Annotated in this window: 22 protein-coding genes; 7 read left to right on the plus strand and 15 right to left on the minus strand. The window is 44.3% G+C overall.

The window, feature by feature from the left end; all coding sequences use genetic code 11:
- Positions 1-34: 34 nt before the first annotated feature.
- From ACE3MQ_RS24660 to ACE3MQ_RS24680, 5 genes are all read right to left on the minus strand, one after another.
- Positions 35-1,114, minus strand: coding sequence for a PQQ-dependent sugar dehydrogenase (locus ACE3MQ_RS24660; protein WP_379397769.1), 1,080 nt, complete (start codon positions 1,112-1,114; stop codon positions 35-37).
- 114 nt (positions 1,115-1,228) lie between these two features.
- Positions 1,229-2,227: a hypothetical protein gene (locus tag ACE3MQ_RS24665; protein ID WP_379397772.1), complete on the minus strand. Its 999-nt coding sequence runs from the start codon at positions 2,225-2,227 to the stop codon at positions 1,229-1,231.
- Between the two features lie 389 nt (positions 2,228-2,616).
- The gene (gene speB / locus ACE3MQ_RS24670; RefSeq protein WP_379397774.1) at positions 2,617-3,486 is read right to left on the minus strand and encodes an agmatinase; all 870 of its coding nucleotides are present in this window, start codon (positions 3,484-3,486) and stop codon (positions 2,617-2,619) included.
- A 15-nt stretch (positions 3,487-3,501) separates the two neighbouring features.
- Positions 3,502-4,329 (minus strand): polyamine aminopropyltransferase, encoded by an 828-nt coding sequence (gene speE, locus ACE3MQ_RS24675; protein WP_379397988.1) that lies wholly within the window; start codon positions 4,327-4,329, stop codon positions 3,502-3,504.
- A gap of 194 nt (positions 4,330-4,523) precedes the next feature.
- Positions 4,524-4,832: a hypothetical protein gene (locus ACE3MQ_RS24680; protein WP_379397776.1), complete on the minus strand. Its 309-nt coding sequence runs from the start codon at positions 4,830-4,832 to the stop codon at positions 4,524-4,526.
- Positions 4,833-4,928: 96 nt separating this feature from the next.
- On the opposite strand from ACE3MQ_RS24680, the gene ACE3MQ_RS24685 reads away from it, so the two are divergent.
- Together ACE3MQ_RS24685 and ACE3MQ_RS24690 are read left to right on the plus strand one after the other, a co-directional pair.
- Positions 4,929-5,141: a helix-turn-helix domain-containing protein gene (locus ACE3MQ_RS24685; RefSeq protein WP_379397778.1), complete on the plus strand. Its 213-nt coding sequence runs from the start codon at positions 4,929-4,931 to the stop codon at positions 5,139-5,141.
- A 432-nt stretch (positions 5,142-5,573) separates the two neighbouring features.
- Complete coding sequence (locus tag ACE3MQ_RS24690; RefSeq protein ID WP_379397780.1) at positions 5,574-6,443, plus strand: hypothetical protein; 870 nt, start codon at positions 5,574-5,576, stop codon at positions 6,441-6,443.
- A gap of 114 nt (positions 6,444-6,557) precedes the next feature.
- Here ACE3MQ_RS24690 and ACE3MQ_RS24695 read toward each other — a convergent pair whose 3' ends face one another.
- The 3 genes from ACE3MQ_RS24695 to ACE3MQ_RS24705 form a co-directional block, all read right to left on the minus strand.
- The gene (locus ACE3MQ_RS24695) at positions 6,558-6,803 is read right to left on the minus strand and encodes a YolD-like family protein (RefSeq protein ID WP_379397782.1); all 246 of its coding nucleotides are present in this window, start codon (positions 6,801-6,803) and stop codon (positions 6,558-6,560) included.
- Between the two features lie 63 nt (positions 6,804-6,866).
- Positions 6,867-7,145: a hypothetical protein gene (locus ACE3MQ_RS24700; protein WP_379397784.1), complete on the minus strand. Its 279-nt coding sequence runs from the start codon at positions 7,143-7,145 to the stop codon at positions 6,867-6,869.
- Positions 7,146-7,231: 86 nt separating this feature from the next.
- Positions 7,232-7,450 (minus strand): helix-turn-helix domain-containing protein, encoded by a 219-nt coding sequence (locus ACE3MQ_RS24705; protein ID WP_379397786.1) that lies wholly within the window; start codon positions 7,448-7,450, stop codon positions 7,232-7,234.
- A 143-nt stretch (positions 7,451-7,593) separates the two neighbouring features.
- Here ACE3MQ_RS24705 and ACE3MQ_RS24710 point away from each other — a divergent pair, with 143 nt between their 5' ends.
- The 5 genes from ACE3MQ_RS24710 to ACE3MQ_RS24730 all read left to right on the plus strand — a co-directional run bounded on the left by ACE3MQ_RS24710 (position 7,594) and on the right by ACE3MQ_RS24730 (position 8,954).
- The gene (locus tag ACE3MQ_RS24710) at positions 7,594-7,716 is read left to right on the plus strand and encodes a hypothetical protein (RefSeq protein ID WP_379397788.1); all 123 of its coding nucleotides are present in this window, start codon (positions 7,594-7,596) and stop codon (positions 7,714-7,716) included.
- A 77-nt stretch (positions 7,717-7,793) separates the two neighbouring features.
- Positions 7,794-8,051: a hypothetical protein gene (locus ACE3MQ_RS24715; RefSeq protein ID WP_379397790.1), complete on the plus strand. Its 258-nt coding sequence runs from the start codon at positions 7,794-7,796 to the stop codon at positions 8,049-8,051.
- 30 nt (positions 8,052-8,081) lie between these two features.
- The gene (locus tag ACE3MQ_RS24720) at positions 8,082-8,354 is read left to right on the plus strand and encodes a hypothetical protein (protein WP_379397792.1); all 273 of its coding nucleotides are present in this window, start codon (positions 8,082-8,084) and stop codon (positions 8,352-8,354) included.
- The gene (locus ACE3MQ_RS24725; RefSeq protein WP_379397794.1) at positions 8,351-8,503 is read left to right on the plus strand and encodes a hypothetical protein; all 153 of its coding nucleotides are present in this window, start codon (positions 8,351-8,353) and stop codon (positions 8,501-8,503) included. The genes ACE3MQ_RS24720 and ACE3MQ_RS24725 overlap by 4 nt, the downstream gene beginning before the upstream one ends.
- Positions 8,504-8,630: 127 nt before the next feature.
- Positions 8,631-8,954 (plus strand): hypothetical protein, encoded by a 324-nt coding sequence (locus ACE3MQ_RS24730; protein ID WP_379397796.1) that lies wholly within the window; start codon positions 8,631-8,633, stop codon positions 8,952-8,954.
- A 48-nt stretch (positions 8,955-9,002) separates the two neighbouring features.
- Here ACE3MQ_RS24730 and ACE3MQ_RS24735 read toward each other — a convergent pair whose 3' ends face one another.
- From ACE3MQ_RS24735 to ACE3MQ_RS24765, 7 genes are all read right to left on the minus strand, one after another.
- Positions 9,003-9,911: a P63C domain-containing protein gene (locus ACE3MQ_RS24735; protein ID WP_379397798.1), complete on the minus strand. Its 909-nt coding sequence runs from the start codon at positions 9,909-9,911 to the stop codon at positions 9,003-9,005.
- Between the two features lie 244 nt (positions 9,912-10,155).
- Positions 10,156-10,953 (minus strand): N-acetylmuramoyl-L-alanine amidase, encoded by a 798-nt coding sequence (locus ACE3MQ_RS24740; RefSeq protein WP_379397800.1) that lies wholly within the window; start codon positions 10,951-10,953, stop codon positions 10,156-10,158.
- Complete coding sequence (locus ACE3MQ_RS24745; RefSeq protein ID WP_379397802.1) at positions 10,943-11,218, minus strand: phage holin family protein; 276 nt, start codon at positions 11,216-11,218, stop codon at positions 10,943-10,945. The genes ACE3MQ_RS24740 and ACE3MQ_RS24745 overlap by 11 nt, the downstream gene beginning before the upstream one ends.
- Positions 11,219-11,240: 22 nt before the next feature.
- Complete coding sequence (locus ACE3MQ_RS24750) at positions 11,241-11,519, minus strand: hypothetical protein (protein WP_379397804.1); 279 nt, start codon at positions 11,517-11,519, stop codon at positions 11,241-11,243.
- Positions 11,520-11,592: 73 nt separating this feature from the next.
- Positions 11,593-11,733 carry an XkdX family protein gene (locus tag ACE3MQ_RS24755; protein WP_379397806.1) on the minus strand — a complete coding sequence of 47 codons (141 nt, stop codon included), beginning with the start codon at positions 11,731-11,733 and terminating at the stop codon, positions 11,593-11,595.
- Positions 11,733-12,176 (minus strand): hypothetical protein, encoded by a 444-nt coding sequence (locus ACE3MQ_RS24760; protein ID WP_379397808.1) that lies wholly within the window; start codon positions 12,174-12,176, stop codon positions 11,733-11,735. The genes ACE3MQ_RS24755 and ACE3MQ_RS24760 overlap by 1 nt, the downstream gene beginning before the upstream one ends.
- 14 nt (positions 12,177-12,190) lie before the next feature.
- Positions 12,191-12,913: a hypothetical protein gene (locus tag ACE3MQ_RS24765; protein ID WP_379397810.1), complete on the minus strand. Its 723-nt coding sequence runs from the start codon at positions 12,911-12,913 to the stop codon at positions 12,191-12,193.
- Between the last annotated feature and the right edge of the window lie 33 nt (positions 12,914-12,946).

The following is a 12,946-nucleotide window of genomic DNA, read 5'->3' on the forward strand; positions in this document are numbered from 1 at the left end:
TATTGTACTACTATATCCAGTTCATCGGTTCAATTCAATATTTTAGCCTTAGCAGACGGTCATCATTTTCTCCGGGAGTCCCCCGTCCATCCGTATTATTCGTAATTACGTATAGTTGTCCGTCAAAAAAACGCACATCCCGAATTCGGCCCTCACCCTCCAGCAGTACATCCTCCTCCTTGCCTTCAGGCGTGAAACGAACGAGCTTCTCGCCGGCTAATCCAGTCACAATCATGTAGCCAGCGTCATCGATGGCCATCCCTGAAGGAGCCAGCGTATTGTCCCCGGTGTGATATAAAGGGGGCTTCATCCCCTCCTTCGTATCATCTCCAATGATGCTCGGCCATCCGTAATTTCCCCCCGGAACGATGAGATTGAGCTCATCATGTCCTCCCGGCTCGCCTGAAGGGCCATGCTCGACACTGAACATGCGGCCTGACTGATCCCAGCCCAGACCTTGGGGATTGCGATGCCCATAAGAATAAACATAGGAATCAGGAAAAGGATTATCCTCCGGCACGGCGCCAGTTGGAGTGAGCCGCAGTATTTTGCCCGCGAGGCTGTTCAAATCCTGAGCCAGCTCTCCTTGTCCGGCATCCCCTGTCGTTGCATACAGCATGCCGTCAGGCCCGAATGCGAGCCGTCCACCATCATGTACGATATTTCCGGGAATGCCTTCAAGCAGAGCCTCTATCTCATGCCATTCCCCATCCCGCTCCTCCAATTTAACAATCCGATTCAGCATAGCATCGGCTTCCTGATAGCTGTGGTAGGCATAGGCCTGCCTGGAGTCCTTAAAGTCCGGGGACAAAATAAAGCCCAGAAAACCGCTTTCCGATAACTGATCCACAGGTCGGCTCAAGTTCACAATCTGCCTCGTTGTCTCGCCGCTGTTTATTTTTACAATATATCCGTCTCGTTCGCTAACATATATACTCTCTGCTGAGAAATCTATAGCCCAAGGGCTGTCCAAGCGAGAAGCCATTATTTCGTAATGCCTCTCTTCTTCAAAGCCGGACTTTAAGCCTTCCTCCTGCCCGATCATTGACTTGTTTGTTCCGCAGGACGATAACAGCACGGACAACAGCAAGCCGAATAGCATTACCCTTTGCATGAAAACTCCCTCCTCGCTGACCTTTTGGAAGTACCATGTCTTATATTTTAAACGAAAACACCACTCTTGCGAGCGGTGTCTCCTCTAAATATTTCTTAGTCATGATTAGAGCGATTAGAGCGGCTGACTTAATACCATGTATTTGACCTTCGAGTCGTCGAAATAAAGATGGAACCGAAAGTAATCCCCCGACTTATAGCTCCATTTGCTGGGCAGCTTTCTCGCGTCGGCATCGAGCTTCTTGGTAACCTCCGCCATGGTTAGCCCCACTTTAACCGCACCAGGCGTCTCATGAGAACTGTCGCTGAAGACAATTTTGTTGTTTAGCTGCAAAATCCCGTCCTGAAACTTGCGAGCTTTTCTGATTTCGCCTATAGCATGATCGTAATAAGGGAGCTCCCAGTCGGCTTCCTCCGTCTGAAGACGCTCTTCCCAATCCATGTATATAAGGCCATCTACCGCAAGCTGCTCCTGTTCAATTCCCCCAGGCTCGCCTGCCTCGGCAAGCTGCTCCATTTCTAACCTGGCCTTCTCCTCTAGAGCATCAAACAAGCCCAGTTCGGAGTCGGGGTTCATCAGGCCGTGCATCAGCAGCAATACCTGATCATCAGCATAGTAAGCCTTCCCGTCCGCCTCATAAGCGTTATTCTCCAAATTGTAAGGAACTTCGATGACCCGCTGATTCGCCAAGTTGAATTGTAAAATAACCTGCTCGGATGAAGAAGCTGCCTCCGTTACTGCCGCCTGCATATCCGTGAATCGTAAAGACTGTAGAACTACATACTGACGTTCAGACGGTATCTCTATTTTGGTTCCACTGTGAATAGCAGAGATGGAGTTCACCTCTTCCTCCTTAAACGGAAGATGATCCAGCAAGTAAGGGGAATCTGCTTCTCCCTGTTGATCCTGTTCCAAGGGTACTTCCGGCTGCGCTGCAGGGTTTTCCTCCAACACCGGTTCCGTATTCCTGTTATCGTTCACCGCCGCCGCACCTGTGTTTTTCAAGGCTTTATCTTGGGATTGCAGCTTTACGATACCGATAATGACGATCACGGTCAGTACGATCAAGACGCTCGCTAATAAATATCCCTTTCGATTGCTTGGTTTGTTCATCTTACCTCCTTAAGCTGCCATGCATCAATATGTTGTTCACTTACAAAGCGACATGCTTAGAACAGCATGCTTTAGTAAATGACTTAGAGTTCAGGGTTGTGCTAATGGATGTGCCGCTAGCCCATGTGCTATGTAAGTAATTCCAATTCCATGTGATTAGACGCATGAAACGCATAAAGGTTGCCAAATTTTCTCACAGCCTCAGCAAATTAGTTCCAAGGGAATACTTCATTGAATTTATCGGCTGGATGAACCCGCCTTCTGAATCCCAAGAGCCCGCAAAAGTCTAACTCAGCAAAAATACCCTGCAGCGCGGGTAACGCAGCAGGGTATTGCTCTCAATTTAACCAATAGATTCGCCCACCCAGACGATCTAGACGATCCATCCGTTATTTTACGAAGCCAAGGAGCATTTCACGAATCAGCTTTGCAGCCACGATTTGGGTCTGCTCCGTCGGATCATAGATGGGAGCGACTTCTACAAGGTCGCAGCCCACAACATTCACGTCGGATCTGGCAATCAAATGAACCGCCTGAAGCAGCTCCTTCGATGTAATTCCCCCCGCCTCGGCTGTACCTGTGCCCGGAGCGCAGGACGGATCGAGTACATCGATGTCAATCGTAACATACACCGGACGCGAGCCCATTTTGGGCAGCTCCATCTTCAGGGGTGCCGCAACATCGAACGGGTGAAAGTTGATATTTTGCCGCCCGTAAAGGAACTCTTCCTTCGAGCCGGAACGAATCCCGAATTGATAGATGTTCTTGCCGCCCATCAATTCAGCGGCTTTACGAATCGGCGTCGAATGGGACAACGGCTCGCCTTCATATTGATCGCGAAGATCGGCATGGGCATCGATATGAATCACAGCCAAATCCGGATATTTCTCATACATCGCTTGAATGACCGGCCAGCTGACGAGATGCTCCCCACCCAGACCGATAGGGAACTTGTCGTCCTTCAACAGACCGCGAACATAGTCGCCAATCACGTCAAGACTGCGAGCCGCGTTGCCGAAAGGCAGCAGCAAGTCTCCCGCATCAAAATAGGCAGCGTCCAAGATGCTTTTATCTAAATAAGGGCTGTACTCCTCCAATCCGACGGAAGCCTGGCGAATGCGCGCAGGGCCAAAACGCGAGCCGGGACGATAGCTGACGGTGTAATCCATCGGCATGCCGTAAATGACCGCTTTGGCGTCTTCGTAAGATTCGGAGCTGCAAATAAATACATTACCCGAATAAGCCTGATCCAGTTTCATTGTTTACCGTCCCCCTTACTTCACGAGATCTTCTACAAATTTAGGCAGCACGAATGCAGCTTTGTGCAAACGCGGTGAATAATATTTCGTGTCGATCTCCGGAATTTGGGTTTCGTCCACTTGCAGCGGATCATAAGTTTTGCTGCCCATCGTAAAGGTCCAAAGACCGCTAGGATACGTTGGAATGTTAGCTCCATACACTCGTACGATCGGGAAAATCTCCTTAACGTCTTTGTTCACCTGTTGAATCAAATCGGCTTTGAACCATGGGTTGTCGGTCTGAGCTACAAAAATGCCGTCTTCCTTCAATGCCTCGTAGATTCCTTGGTAGAAGCCGCGCTCAAACAATGGAGCAGCCGGGCCTACCGGCTCTGTGGAATCGACCATGATCACATCATATTTATTTTTGCTTTGAATAATGTGCATATATCCGTCATTCACTTGAACCTCTACCCGCGGGTTATCCAGTTCGCCAGCGATTTCCGGTAAATATTTTTTGGAATATTCAATGACCTTGCCATCAATGTCGACAAGTACAGCCTTCTCCACATCCGGATGCTTCATAATTTCACGAATAACGCCTCCGTCGCCGCCTCCAACCACAAGCACATGCTTCGGATTAGGGTGCGTAAACAAAGCCGGATGAGCTACCATTTCGTGGTATACAAATTCATCCTTCACCGTCGTCATGACCATATCGTCAAGCACCAGCATTCGTCCAAATTCTTCGGTATCAATGATCGCTAAATCTTGAAAATCCGTCTGTTCTCTCACCAATGTCTCCCGAATTTTTGCCGTAATGCCAAAGACGGGCGTCTGTTTCTCCGTAAACCACAATTCCATCGTATACCCTTCTTTCCCGTTAGAATAGTGTTTAGCCGTCATATTAACCCATACCGGAGGCCGGGGGCTGTCCAGATTCACTTCTTGCAAAGTTTCTCTTCCTATTGTACCAAACAAATTTGATAATAACACAGGTAGCGCGGTATTTGCGAGTGTTGAAACAAGTGAAAAAACAAATCCTAAACACATGCATTTTACCGCGATATTCGCGTGTTGTTCATTGCCTGCGTGGTCAAAATGTGGTCAAAGTGGGCAGCAGGACATTGAGTGTTGGCAACGATGTTTAATGCTTCTTCGAAGGCTAATTTATATGCATAGTCAATTGCCTCTCTTGTTTGTAAAAGATAAAGGTTCTCTAAGTGGAATGTATCTTCTGTATTAATCGTTGCGTTTTGTATAATGCTTATAAATCTTTCGTAGCGATCAGATGTAATTGATAAGTAGTCATCACAAGCAACAGACGTCTTTTCATCTATAAGTAAATTGATGCACTCTTTTAACATGGTCATCCTCCTAATTCTTATGTTGTTTACTGCCCTTTTGCGACATGGTACAATTTACCGCATAGACATCACGATACTACCGAAAGGAGAATAAAGTTGGCATTAGCCCGCGGGAGGTGCCGACTTCGATACTTATTAGCTCGTAAAGACATGACACAGGCTGAATTAGCTCGGAGGACTGGCTATCAAAGGCAGCAAGTATCTAACTGGGTCAATGATCGTGAACCGATCCCTTGGGATGCTGGCTTGAACATAGCGTATGTACTAGAGTGTCAAATGGAAGAACTTTACGAGGTAATAGTTGTCTGAGGCCGGATGGCCCTCCCCGGAAAATTGTATAGTGAATACTATACAAACATCATTTCAATTCACCCCTCCCCCTCGTTTTCAAAAACTCACAAACTTTAATGTTTTTTAAATCTATACTGTGAGTAGCAATTACATTGTACCATCTTTTACATGTCGAATGCCGTCGAATTATGTTTATTAAAACAATTTAATGAAGCTGATTAATTATCGCCCCTATCATTAAAAAATTTCATTCCTTAATCTCACAATTTACCTTGATTATAACCGAACGTTAGTTCTCGTTCAATAGTAAAGTTGCCAATTTGGTATTTTAAATTACCTTATGGGTAACAATAATAGCGACATAAGGTGTTGTGAGATTGTGATAAATTATAGAAAAATTTTCCTAGGTCTGATAGACTAATCATTAACAAATTGGAATTGGAGGGCGTCATGAAAAAGGTACTTTCCATCTTATTTTTAGTAGTATTATTGGCGGGTTGTGGTAATGCTGAAAAAGTAACCTCGCTTGAGGCTCAATTGACAGAATTATCAAATGAAAATACTGAATTAAAAAAACAACTTGAAGACTCTAATAACCAATTAGAAGAAATAAAATTTGGCCCATCTACTCTTTTGAGTGAGGCGAAACTTTCATTTGAACAGGGTGATATCGAGAAATTAAAATCCGTATCAGATACGATCACAGAGAAACACCCAGCTTCTACGGAAACAATAGAAGTCTCAGCACTCGTACAGCAATTAGAAAATAAAATTGCCGAGGAAAAGAAACGAGTTGAGCAAGAGGAAAAACAAAAAGCTGAGGAAGAGAAAAAGAGACAAGAAGCTGCTGTAGCAAATATGAGAAAACGTGTTGATGAAGTAACCAGCGTAACTGTTTACGAAGATAAGACGAGTCCAAAATATATTAACTCTAATGCTTTTATGGCTATGATTACACAAAAAGAGAACGAATCCCCTGTTCTGCTCGCTCGATTTATGTACACTGGTGACAACTGGTTGTTTATTGAAAAGTACACTATTAAGGCAGATGACCAAACATTTGAAATTTCTCCTAGCTACAACGAAATAAATAGGGATAATCAGGTCGGTGGAGTATGGGAGTACTATACAACTATAGTTGGCAAGGATATGCATGAAATAATTACTGCTGTTATTAACTCTAAGAAAACAATAATACGATCCGAAGGCAAGGAAAGACACCAGGACAGAACTGTTACAGACGAGGAGAAAAAAGCCCTTCAAAACGTGCTGGACGCATTTAAGGCAATGGGTGGAAACGACATTCAATTTACTTTATAACTACATAACCTACTTAATACATTGACCGCTGACGGAGTTTTGTTGTCAGGCGGTCTTTTTTTGTTTAGTGCAGATCCTACCGAACACAACAAAAAAGAGACCGCATACAGCGGCCTAATCATCCCATCCCAATGCGGTTATATCCTCCATGTAAAACCATTCCCCGTCAACTCTAAACCTCGCTGTAAGGCTATCTATACGCTCCACTACGCCAATGACATAAGCATCTTCATATTCATGATACATTCGCAGCTTGACAGCCTGCCGCGTCTTATGAGCTGTAATCATAAAGCGTACCACTTGCTTCTTTTCTTGATCATCGAGTTCAACACGCTTCCGCTTGTGTTGCGGCAATATCATCCGGCTGGACTCCCAAATCATGTTTGAACCTGGAGTTAATTTGTTCATATGATCAACCTTTCATTAATATTGAGTCCAATAGTCCGTCGAACCCGTGTTAATACGAGTTTTCGGCACTTCGACCTGTTCGCGTTCCCAGCCTTCCAAAATGACGATAGTATCTAGGTTAGGTCGGTCAGTCCAAAGTATATACTGTTGCTCGACTAGGCCAACTAACCCTTGTTCTATCACGCCTACCGTCTTCCCGGTCACACGTTCAAGTTCCGTAACCGTCGGCATTCGGTGGCGCCGGGAAGTAAAGTTATATAGGATACGAAGCAACTTGCGTTCGAAATCAGACAACATACAATCACCCCGACAATGTATTTGTATGTATTATAATGCGAATGTACGTTCGTAATCAAGACACAAAAAAACCACCTGGCACGTTATGCCTCGGTGGTCTTTTTATTAACATGCTCTATTACATCATTAGGCTGCACTCCAAAATGGGTACATATCTTATCTAATGTCTCCATCGAAATATATTCACCTTTTCCCATTTTAGCAAGCTGATTTGTTCCGATGCCTAACTCTTCCCTAAATTCTGTTTTAGTAATCCCCTTATTCACAAGCAACAACCAAAGAGGTTTATATGAAAATCCCATAGCAATATCTCCTTTGTGATACTTTATATATCGATAATACAAAAAAATATCCCAAAAAGCAAATAAAACTATTGCGCCAATATATCACTTATGATATATTATATGTAGGAAGTGAAATGAATACTTCCAGAAAGGAGAGGGCAATGAAAGATTGGGTAACGCTCCTCACGGCAATCATCCAGCTCATCACAGCATCACTCATACTTAAGCGTGAGGACAACAAAAAAGGAACCAAAAAACGCCGCGACCACCGCAAACGTAAATAGGTTCCATTGGAGGGGTTACCGCCCCTCCTCCCAATCTTAACATAAAGCAGTACAAAATAAAATCGGGAGGTTAGGACATGAAATATCATTTTAAAGGGATCGTTCGCGGCGGATTTAGCGAAAATCAAGCGGTTGGGCTGCACGAGCCGGCAGTTATGGAATTTGAAGGAGACAACCTGCACGAAATTCTGTGGGGATTGGCGATTGATGGATGGATATGCATCCTCAAAGTAAACGGCCGCCGCATCAAAAACGTGATGATGTACCTGAAACGTAATGGTCTCGATCCGCATGATTACATGCGTTTTGCGGCAGATGGATCATATCAAGCATAGGGCTTCGGCCCCTCTAAGGAGGAAATAACAATGAAAAATAAAGTAACCACGTATAAAGGTTTTAAGATCGTGGAGGGTGTGGATTATAACGTGCAATTACCAGTGTTTACGGTGTATACTGCCTATCAATGGAAGCTGCCCAAACCTGTGCGTGAGTACGAATGGGAGGCGTGCAGCATGAAAGAAGCAACTGATTTCATTGACTGCTACGGATCCGGGAACCCAGTAACATACAATAACTTTCTGGACTACTCCGAAGAAACGGGGTTCAGACTCATCAGCGGGGAGGGAGAGAATAAATGAAATATTTTGTTATGGAATCCAAAAACGATGTTATCATCTCTTCTGTAGAGATGGTAGAAAACAATGAGAAAATCGGCTTTACAATTGTTGGCTCCAGAAAAACAATGAGAGGCGCGGAAAGACTCGCCGAAAAACGCTGCGAGTTATAAAAGGAGGAATAAACCGTGGAAACAGTAACTTGGATTGTCGTTATTGCAGCGTTGGCCTTGTCGATTGTGGCGTTGATACGTACAATGAAAAATAAATAAGTCCACCGATCATTTAGGAGGAAATATCATGATATATGATGCTGATCCAATTAGAAAATATGATGACGGATCCCTGTATCTTCACGCTGCGTATTTATTGTCTATTACATCTAAAGAGTTTGTGACAGCAGTTCTAGATCATGTACGATTTTGCCGACTGGAAGAATGTCAGTTTAATATCTATTATGATGGTCGTACCACACTGCACTATATAGAACGGTTGCTAGGATTAGAAGATCCAGCAACAGCGATTGGAATTATTGCTTTTAACCCAAAAACAAATAATGTTAAAAGTACTATTATCTCAATGGATGATCTTAAGCGATTTAAATATATGGGATTATCTTTATAAACGTAAGAAAAGCCCGCTGACCATATAGGTTAGTGGGCTTGTTATTATTTATTCTTTGGTTGCTGATATTTCCATTCTGGATTCATATTCTTCTTTAGCTATAAGTTCATCTTCGAAAGCTATGTTGAAATTATCCTCAAACGATTTAATGTCTTTTGACAACTTCATAACACCCAGTATTTTCGATATATGGTTATCTAGCTGCGGCACTCCGATATCGGTAGTTAAATACTGATGATGTTTATTTCTTCTGAAGGACTTAGAATCATTTTTCAATTTCGGATTTCTTCGCTTTATTTCATCCATTACATGCTGAGGGAACAGGTCATAAATATATTTGTTAGTAAATTTACCTATTACACTCGGTCTGTGTTGCGTCTCTGGGTTGTATGTCCAACCGTACAATCTAAATATCTCTTTATAATACACACTTGGAAATCTTCGTTGCCATTTCATTAAGTCTGCCGAAATATACGCCTCTAACAACCTTTGAAGTTCTCTAGTATCTCTATCTTCTTGATATCCAGTAGCTTCATCAATTAAGGCTGTTATCCCTACTTTAGCTAATGATCTGATCAATGTAACTGCTCTAGCATATAGGTGTTCCTGAGAAACTAGTAATGTATTGTTTTCTTTAGCTTCAATATACAAATCACAAACTATAGGTATTAATTCAGCGTCATAACCTTTTGCTATTCTACCGTTAGTATGAAAATACTGGATTGTTTTAGACTTTTCCAAGAGTTCATCATCAATATAGTCTTGAAGATTTTTAGCGCCAACTATCGAAGGAACCCCTTCTACTCTTGTGGATCCTTTTCTTGGTCTATCGAAGGCATCAAATAAACCTGTCTGCGAAATAACCCTCTTCCCATTTTCCAATACTGCGCACGGTATCTTTTTGTCTGCAATATGTAAGTAACCCCTATGCGTCGCTTTGAATATTTGATCAGTCATTTGTTCACTCCTATTCGGTCACGTGACCATTATTTTTCATATGACCATTCTATCATTAAATATTTTCATAGTCAACATTAATAGGTCCCGTGCCAGAACCCTTGATATATAAGGGTTTTTAATGTATTTTCTTTGTAATATCATTAAACTCAGTCCGGTGTCATATAAACAAAAAAAGCCCCACCAGCAGGACGCTGACAGGGCTTTACCGATGCTTTCGGATTTGATTCGATTATAGCACAGATTATTTGGTAAGTGTAGCAGTCTTGGTTATGTTGTCCCAGTTTGCCTTTGCCCCTAACGCTTCTCCTACTGCTCGTAGAGGGACATATACACGGCCTTCAAGTATAAACCCGTCTTCTATCTTCTCGTCGTTTACATATACCTTTGCCTTGTCCGCGTTGTGAGCCCCCTTTCTTAGTCGTTCGAGTTCTTGCTTAATGGCAGGGATAAAGCCCTTGTTCGCTGCTGCCACCGTGTTCCCGTCTCCCCAAAAGTTCGTACCGGGGCAAGTTTTGGACGATCGTCCCGGTGTGTAGTCAGGCAACCTCGATCCCTGCGCCGTGTACCATGCGTGGTAAACGATATGAGCCGTGTTGATAGGAATGTTAAGCTTATCTGCTAGACAGGCGTATACGTGGGCTACGGCTTGTCTTTGGGCGGCTGTCATAGTATCGCCCCCACGGTCAAAGTTGCCGATAATCTCCACGCATAGCGCCCCTGTGTTGGCCCCGGCGATCCCCGCAGGAGTTTTGTTCAAATCTCTGTCGAGGGAAATAGCAATCCGACCGTCTTCCATTATGGTAATATTCTGGCCTGTGGCGCTCCACTTTTGGGTATTGATGTGGTAATTGCGCATTCCCTCCAAACAAGCGAAAACATCCTGCTGCGCAATCCCGTTTTTCATTTTCCGGGTTGTGTAATTGGGAGAAGCGGTGTGATGTACCTGGAGTTTGGTGATTGCTCGGGTTATTTTTTGCTTTTGCAGCCAGCCGCGAAATTCATGAGTTTCGAGCAGCAGGAAGTTACCCTTAGTAATCATTTCTTGTCACACCTTTTACTGTCTGCTTCACAAATTGATTGCCATATACCGCAAAAGCGCCTGTAAGAATGCCCTGAATCAGCGATTCCGGCCCCCAGCCGAGCAGCCATATCGTTAGCAGAACAGCAACTACGGTAACTATATAGATAATGCTCCAGTCAGGTACCTTGGGTGTCTTTTTAAGCACGAAGCCAATAACCCAACATCCAGCAAGTACCCCGAAAAGTGCAGGGTTAATGAGTTCGAAAATAGTAGTCCATTCCATTTAAAATCATCCTCTCAATATATTATTCTTCTAAGCGATCAATCCGCTTGTGTGCTTGTTTGGCCGATTCTTCCACTCTTGTCACTCGTTCAGAGATTCCATCCACGCGCTGGTTTTGGATTCTCATGTCCACCTTGATGTCATCCACACCCCGCTTAATGTACTCCACGTCTTGACGTAGCGCTCCTTCACCGCTTCCGTCCGTCCGTTCCTCTCTCCTGATCTGGCGTGATCGCCCCGTCCAGCCGAGTATGGCGCCGCTTATTGCTGCTATTAGCCCGACGATTGCTGCAATATCCATTCCTTCTCCCCCAATACAAATAGCCCCCGGGGATCCCGAGGGCATAAAAAATACGCCTTGCGGCGCTAATTCACTATGCTACATATTCGGTGTCAGTAATCTGCTGGTACTGCTGCGGCGTAATCATCTTAGCAACCACAAATGTTTTTAGGTTACCGGGTGTATATGCTGGATGGCCATTGTCATAAAATCGCTTGATCGATGCAAACCACATTACTCAGCGCCTCCTTTCAGCGCTGCTACCTCTAACAACAGATTACCCACGGTATCCTCCAGCGTGGCAATCGTAGCTTTGTCTGCAGCATTTTCTAATAAGAGATTGCCCAAATCGGATTCTAGTGACAGCACTTGCTCTGATAGTGATGGTTGATATATCGGTTCCTCCGGTTCGGGATCACTAGGATCGGGATAACTAAATTCCAACTGCAGCGTTCCCGGGTTTACACGGAAGCCGTTACACTGCGAAAAATCCTGCGCATACTCCCCGTATTCCAACTGGATCATGCCGACAGTTTCCGGAACGCGTTCAGCAAGTGTTTTGTAGTTAGCAAAGTCCTCTTCTTGTGTTGTTTCGTAGACATGACCAGTCCTCTCGCCTATGTCTAGTATTACGTTCCCGGTTATCTTTTCAAAATATATACGTTTTCCAATCTGCATCACCTAAACCTCCCTTATTCCCATGCCCACCATGTATATTCTGTATTTCTGCTTAATCCAGTAAAAACAAGTTTTGGTGTTGTTATTTCTGCCTCGCTCATCCTCCGCAAGTATGATCCGCCAGGGCTGCCAACTGATCCTCCACTGACTAATGAGTACTTCTGTATACCGTTCGCCCAGCCTGTGACATTATGCTTAAAATATATACGATAACCACCAGTAATTGTCGTAACACTGCCAAAGGGGTCATCGGACTCCCTTACAATATAGATAGTCGGCACGAAATCAATTCCCGTTACCACGTCTACTGGGTAAGACACTAGATTGTTTTGTCCATTGGTGTACGAGGAAAAGTTTTCATCGGTTGTTGTCGCTGGTGTCGTGAATGTTCCTGTTGCGAACCTTTTCCCGGTCACAATCTGCCCGATCTTCTGCGCAAGCACTGCGAACGTATCACTCCCTAAAGCTGCTATACCTTTGCCAGTGATGGCGGAAGCGATACGGGTTTTCCCGTCACTGACATTTGTAAAAAGCTCATTGATTGCCTTTACCACGTTGCTCTTATCCGTTGTTTGCAAGGTTGAAAGATTACCCACCACATTATCAACCGTGCTTTTAAGTGCGATGTCGTCAGCCGCTAGCGGGGCGGTAACCTTGGCACGTCCGGCACTGTCCTTTATAACAAGGCGACTGGTAGCCGTTGAATCTAGCTCTTGCAAGGTGATTCCCTTTGCCATATGTCTTCAACACCCTTCGTTACATACTTGTCC

The sequence above is a fragment of the Paenibacillus lentus genome, assembly GCF_042714055.1.
Taxonomy (GTDB): Bacteria; Bacillota; Bacilli; order Paenibacillales; family Paenibacillaceae; genus Fontibacillus; species Fontibacillus lentus_A.

Excerpts from the sequence above, each read along its gene's own strand:
- ACE3MQ_RS24725 (WP_379397794.1), top strand. The coding sequence starts at position 8,351 with ATGAAATATTTTGTTATGGAATCCAAAAACGATGTTATCATCTCTTCT.
- ACE3MQ_RS24710 (WP_379397788.1), top strand. The coding sequence starts at position 7,594 with ATGAAAGATTGGGTAACGCTCCTCACGGCAATCATCCAGCTCATCACA.
- speB (WP_379397774.1), bottom strand. The coding sequence starts at position 3,486 with ATGAAACTGGATCAGGCTTATTCGGGTAATGTATTTATTTGCAGCTCC.
- ACE3MQ_RS24735 (WP_379397798.1), bottom strand. The coding sequence starts at position 9,911 with ATGACTGATCAAATATTCAAAGCGACGCATAGGGGTTACTTACATATT.
- ACE3MQ_RS24690 (WP_379397780.1), top strand. The coding sequence starts at position 5,574 with ATGAAAAAGGTACTTTCCATCTTATTTTTAGTAGTATTATTGGCGGGT.
- ACE3MQ_RS24665 (WP_379397772.1), bottom strand. The coding sequence starts at position 2,227 with ATGAACAAACCAAGCAATCGAAAGGGATATTTATTAGCGAGCGTCTTG.
- ACE3MQ_RS24705 (WP_379397786.1), bottom strand. The coding sequence starts at position 7,450 with ATGGGATTTTCATATAAACCTCTTTGGTTGTTGCTTGTGAATAAGGGG.
- ACE3MQ_RS24715 (WP_379397790.1), top strand. The coding sequence starts at position 7,794 with ATGAAATATCATTTTAAAGGGATCGTTCGCGGCGGATTTAGCGAAAAT.
- ACE3MQ_RS24765 (WP_379397810.1), bottom strand. The coding sequence starts at position 12,913 with ATGGCAAAGGGAATCACCTTGCAAGAGCTAGATTCAACGGCTACCAGT.
- ACE3MQ_RS24695 (WP_379397782.1), bottom strand. The coding sequence starts at position 6,803 with ATGATATTGCCGCAACACAAGCGGAAGCGTGTTGAACTCGATGATCAA.
- ACE3MQ_RS24660 (WP_379397769.1), bottom strand. The coding sequence starts at position 1,114 with ATGCAAAGGGTAATGCTATTCGGCTTGCTGTTGTCCGTGCTGTTATCG.
- ACE3MQ_RS24755 (WP_379397806.1), bottom strand. The coding sequence starts at position 11,733 with ATGTGGTTTGCATCGATCAAGCGATTTTATGACAATGGCCATCCAGCA.
- speE (WP_379397988.1), bottom strand. The coding sequence starts at position 4,329 with ATGGAATTGTGGTTTACGGAGAAACAGACGCCCGTCTTTGGCATTACG.
- ACE3MQ_RS24745 (WP_379397802.1), bottom strand. The coding sequence starts at position 11,218 with ATGGAATGGACTACTATTTTCGAACTCATTAACCCTGCACTTTTCGGG.
- ACE3MQ_RS24680 (WP_379397776.1), bottom strand. The coding sequence starts at position 4,832 with ATGTTAAAAGAGTGCATCAATTTACTTATAGATGAAAAGACGTCTGTT.
- ACE3MQ_RS24740 (WP_379397800.1), bottom strand. The coding sequence starts at position 10,953 with ATGATTACTAAGGGTAACTTCCTGCTGCTCGAAACTCATGAATTTCGC.
- ACE3MQ_RS24720 (WP_379397792.1), top strand. The coding sequence starts at position 8,082 with ATGAAAAATAAAGTAACCACGTATAAAGGTTTTAAGATCGTGGAGGGT.
- ACE3MQ_RS24760 (WP_379397808.1), bottom strand. The coding sequence starts at position 12,176 with ATGCAGATTGGAAAACGTATATATTTTGAAAAGATAACCGGGAACGTA.
- ACE3MQ_RS24750 (WP_379397804.1), bottom strand. The coding sequence starts at position 11,519 with ATGGATATTGCAGCAATCGTCGGGCTAATAGCAGCAATAAGCGGCGCC.
- ACE3MQ_RS24730 (WP_379397796.1), top strand. The coding sequence starts at position 8,631 with ATGATATATGATGCTGATCCAATTAGAAAATATGATGACGGATCCCTG.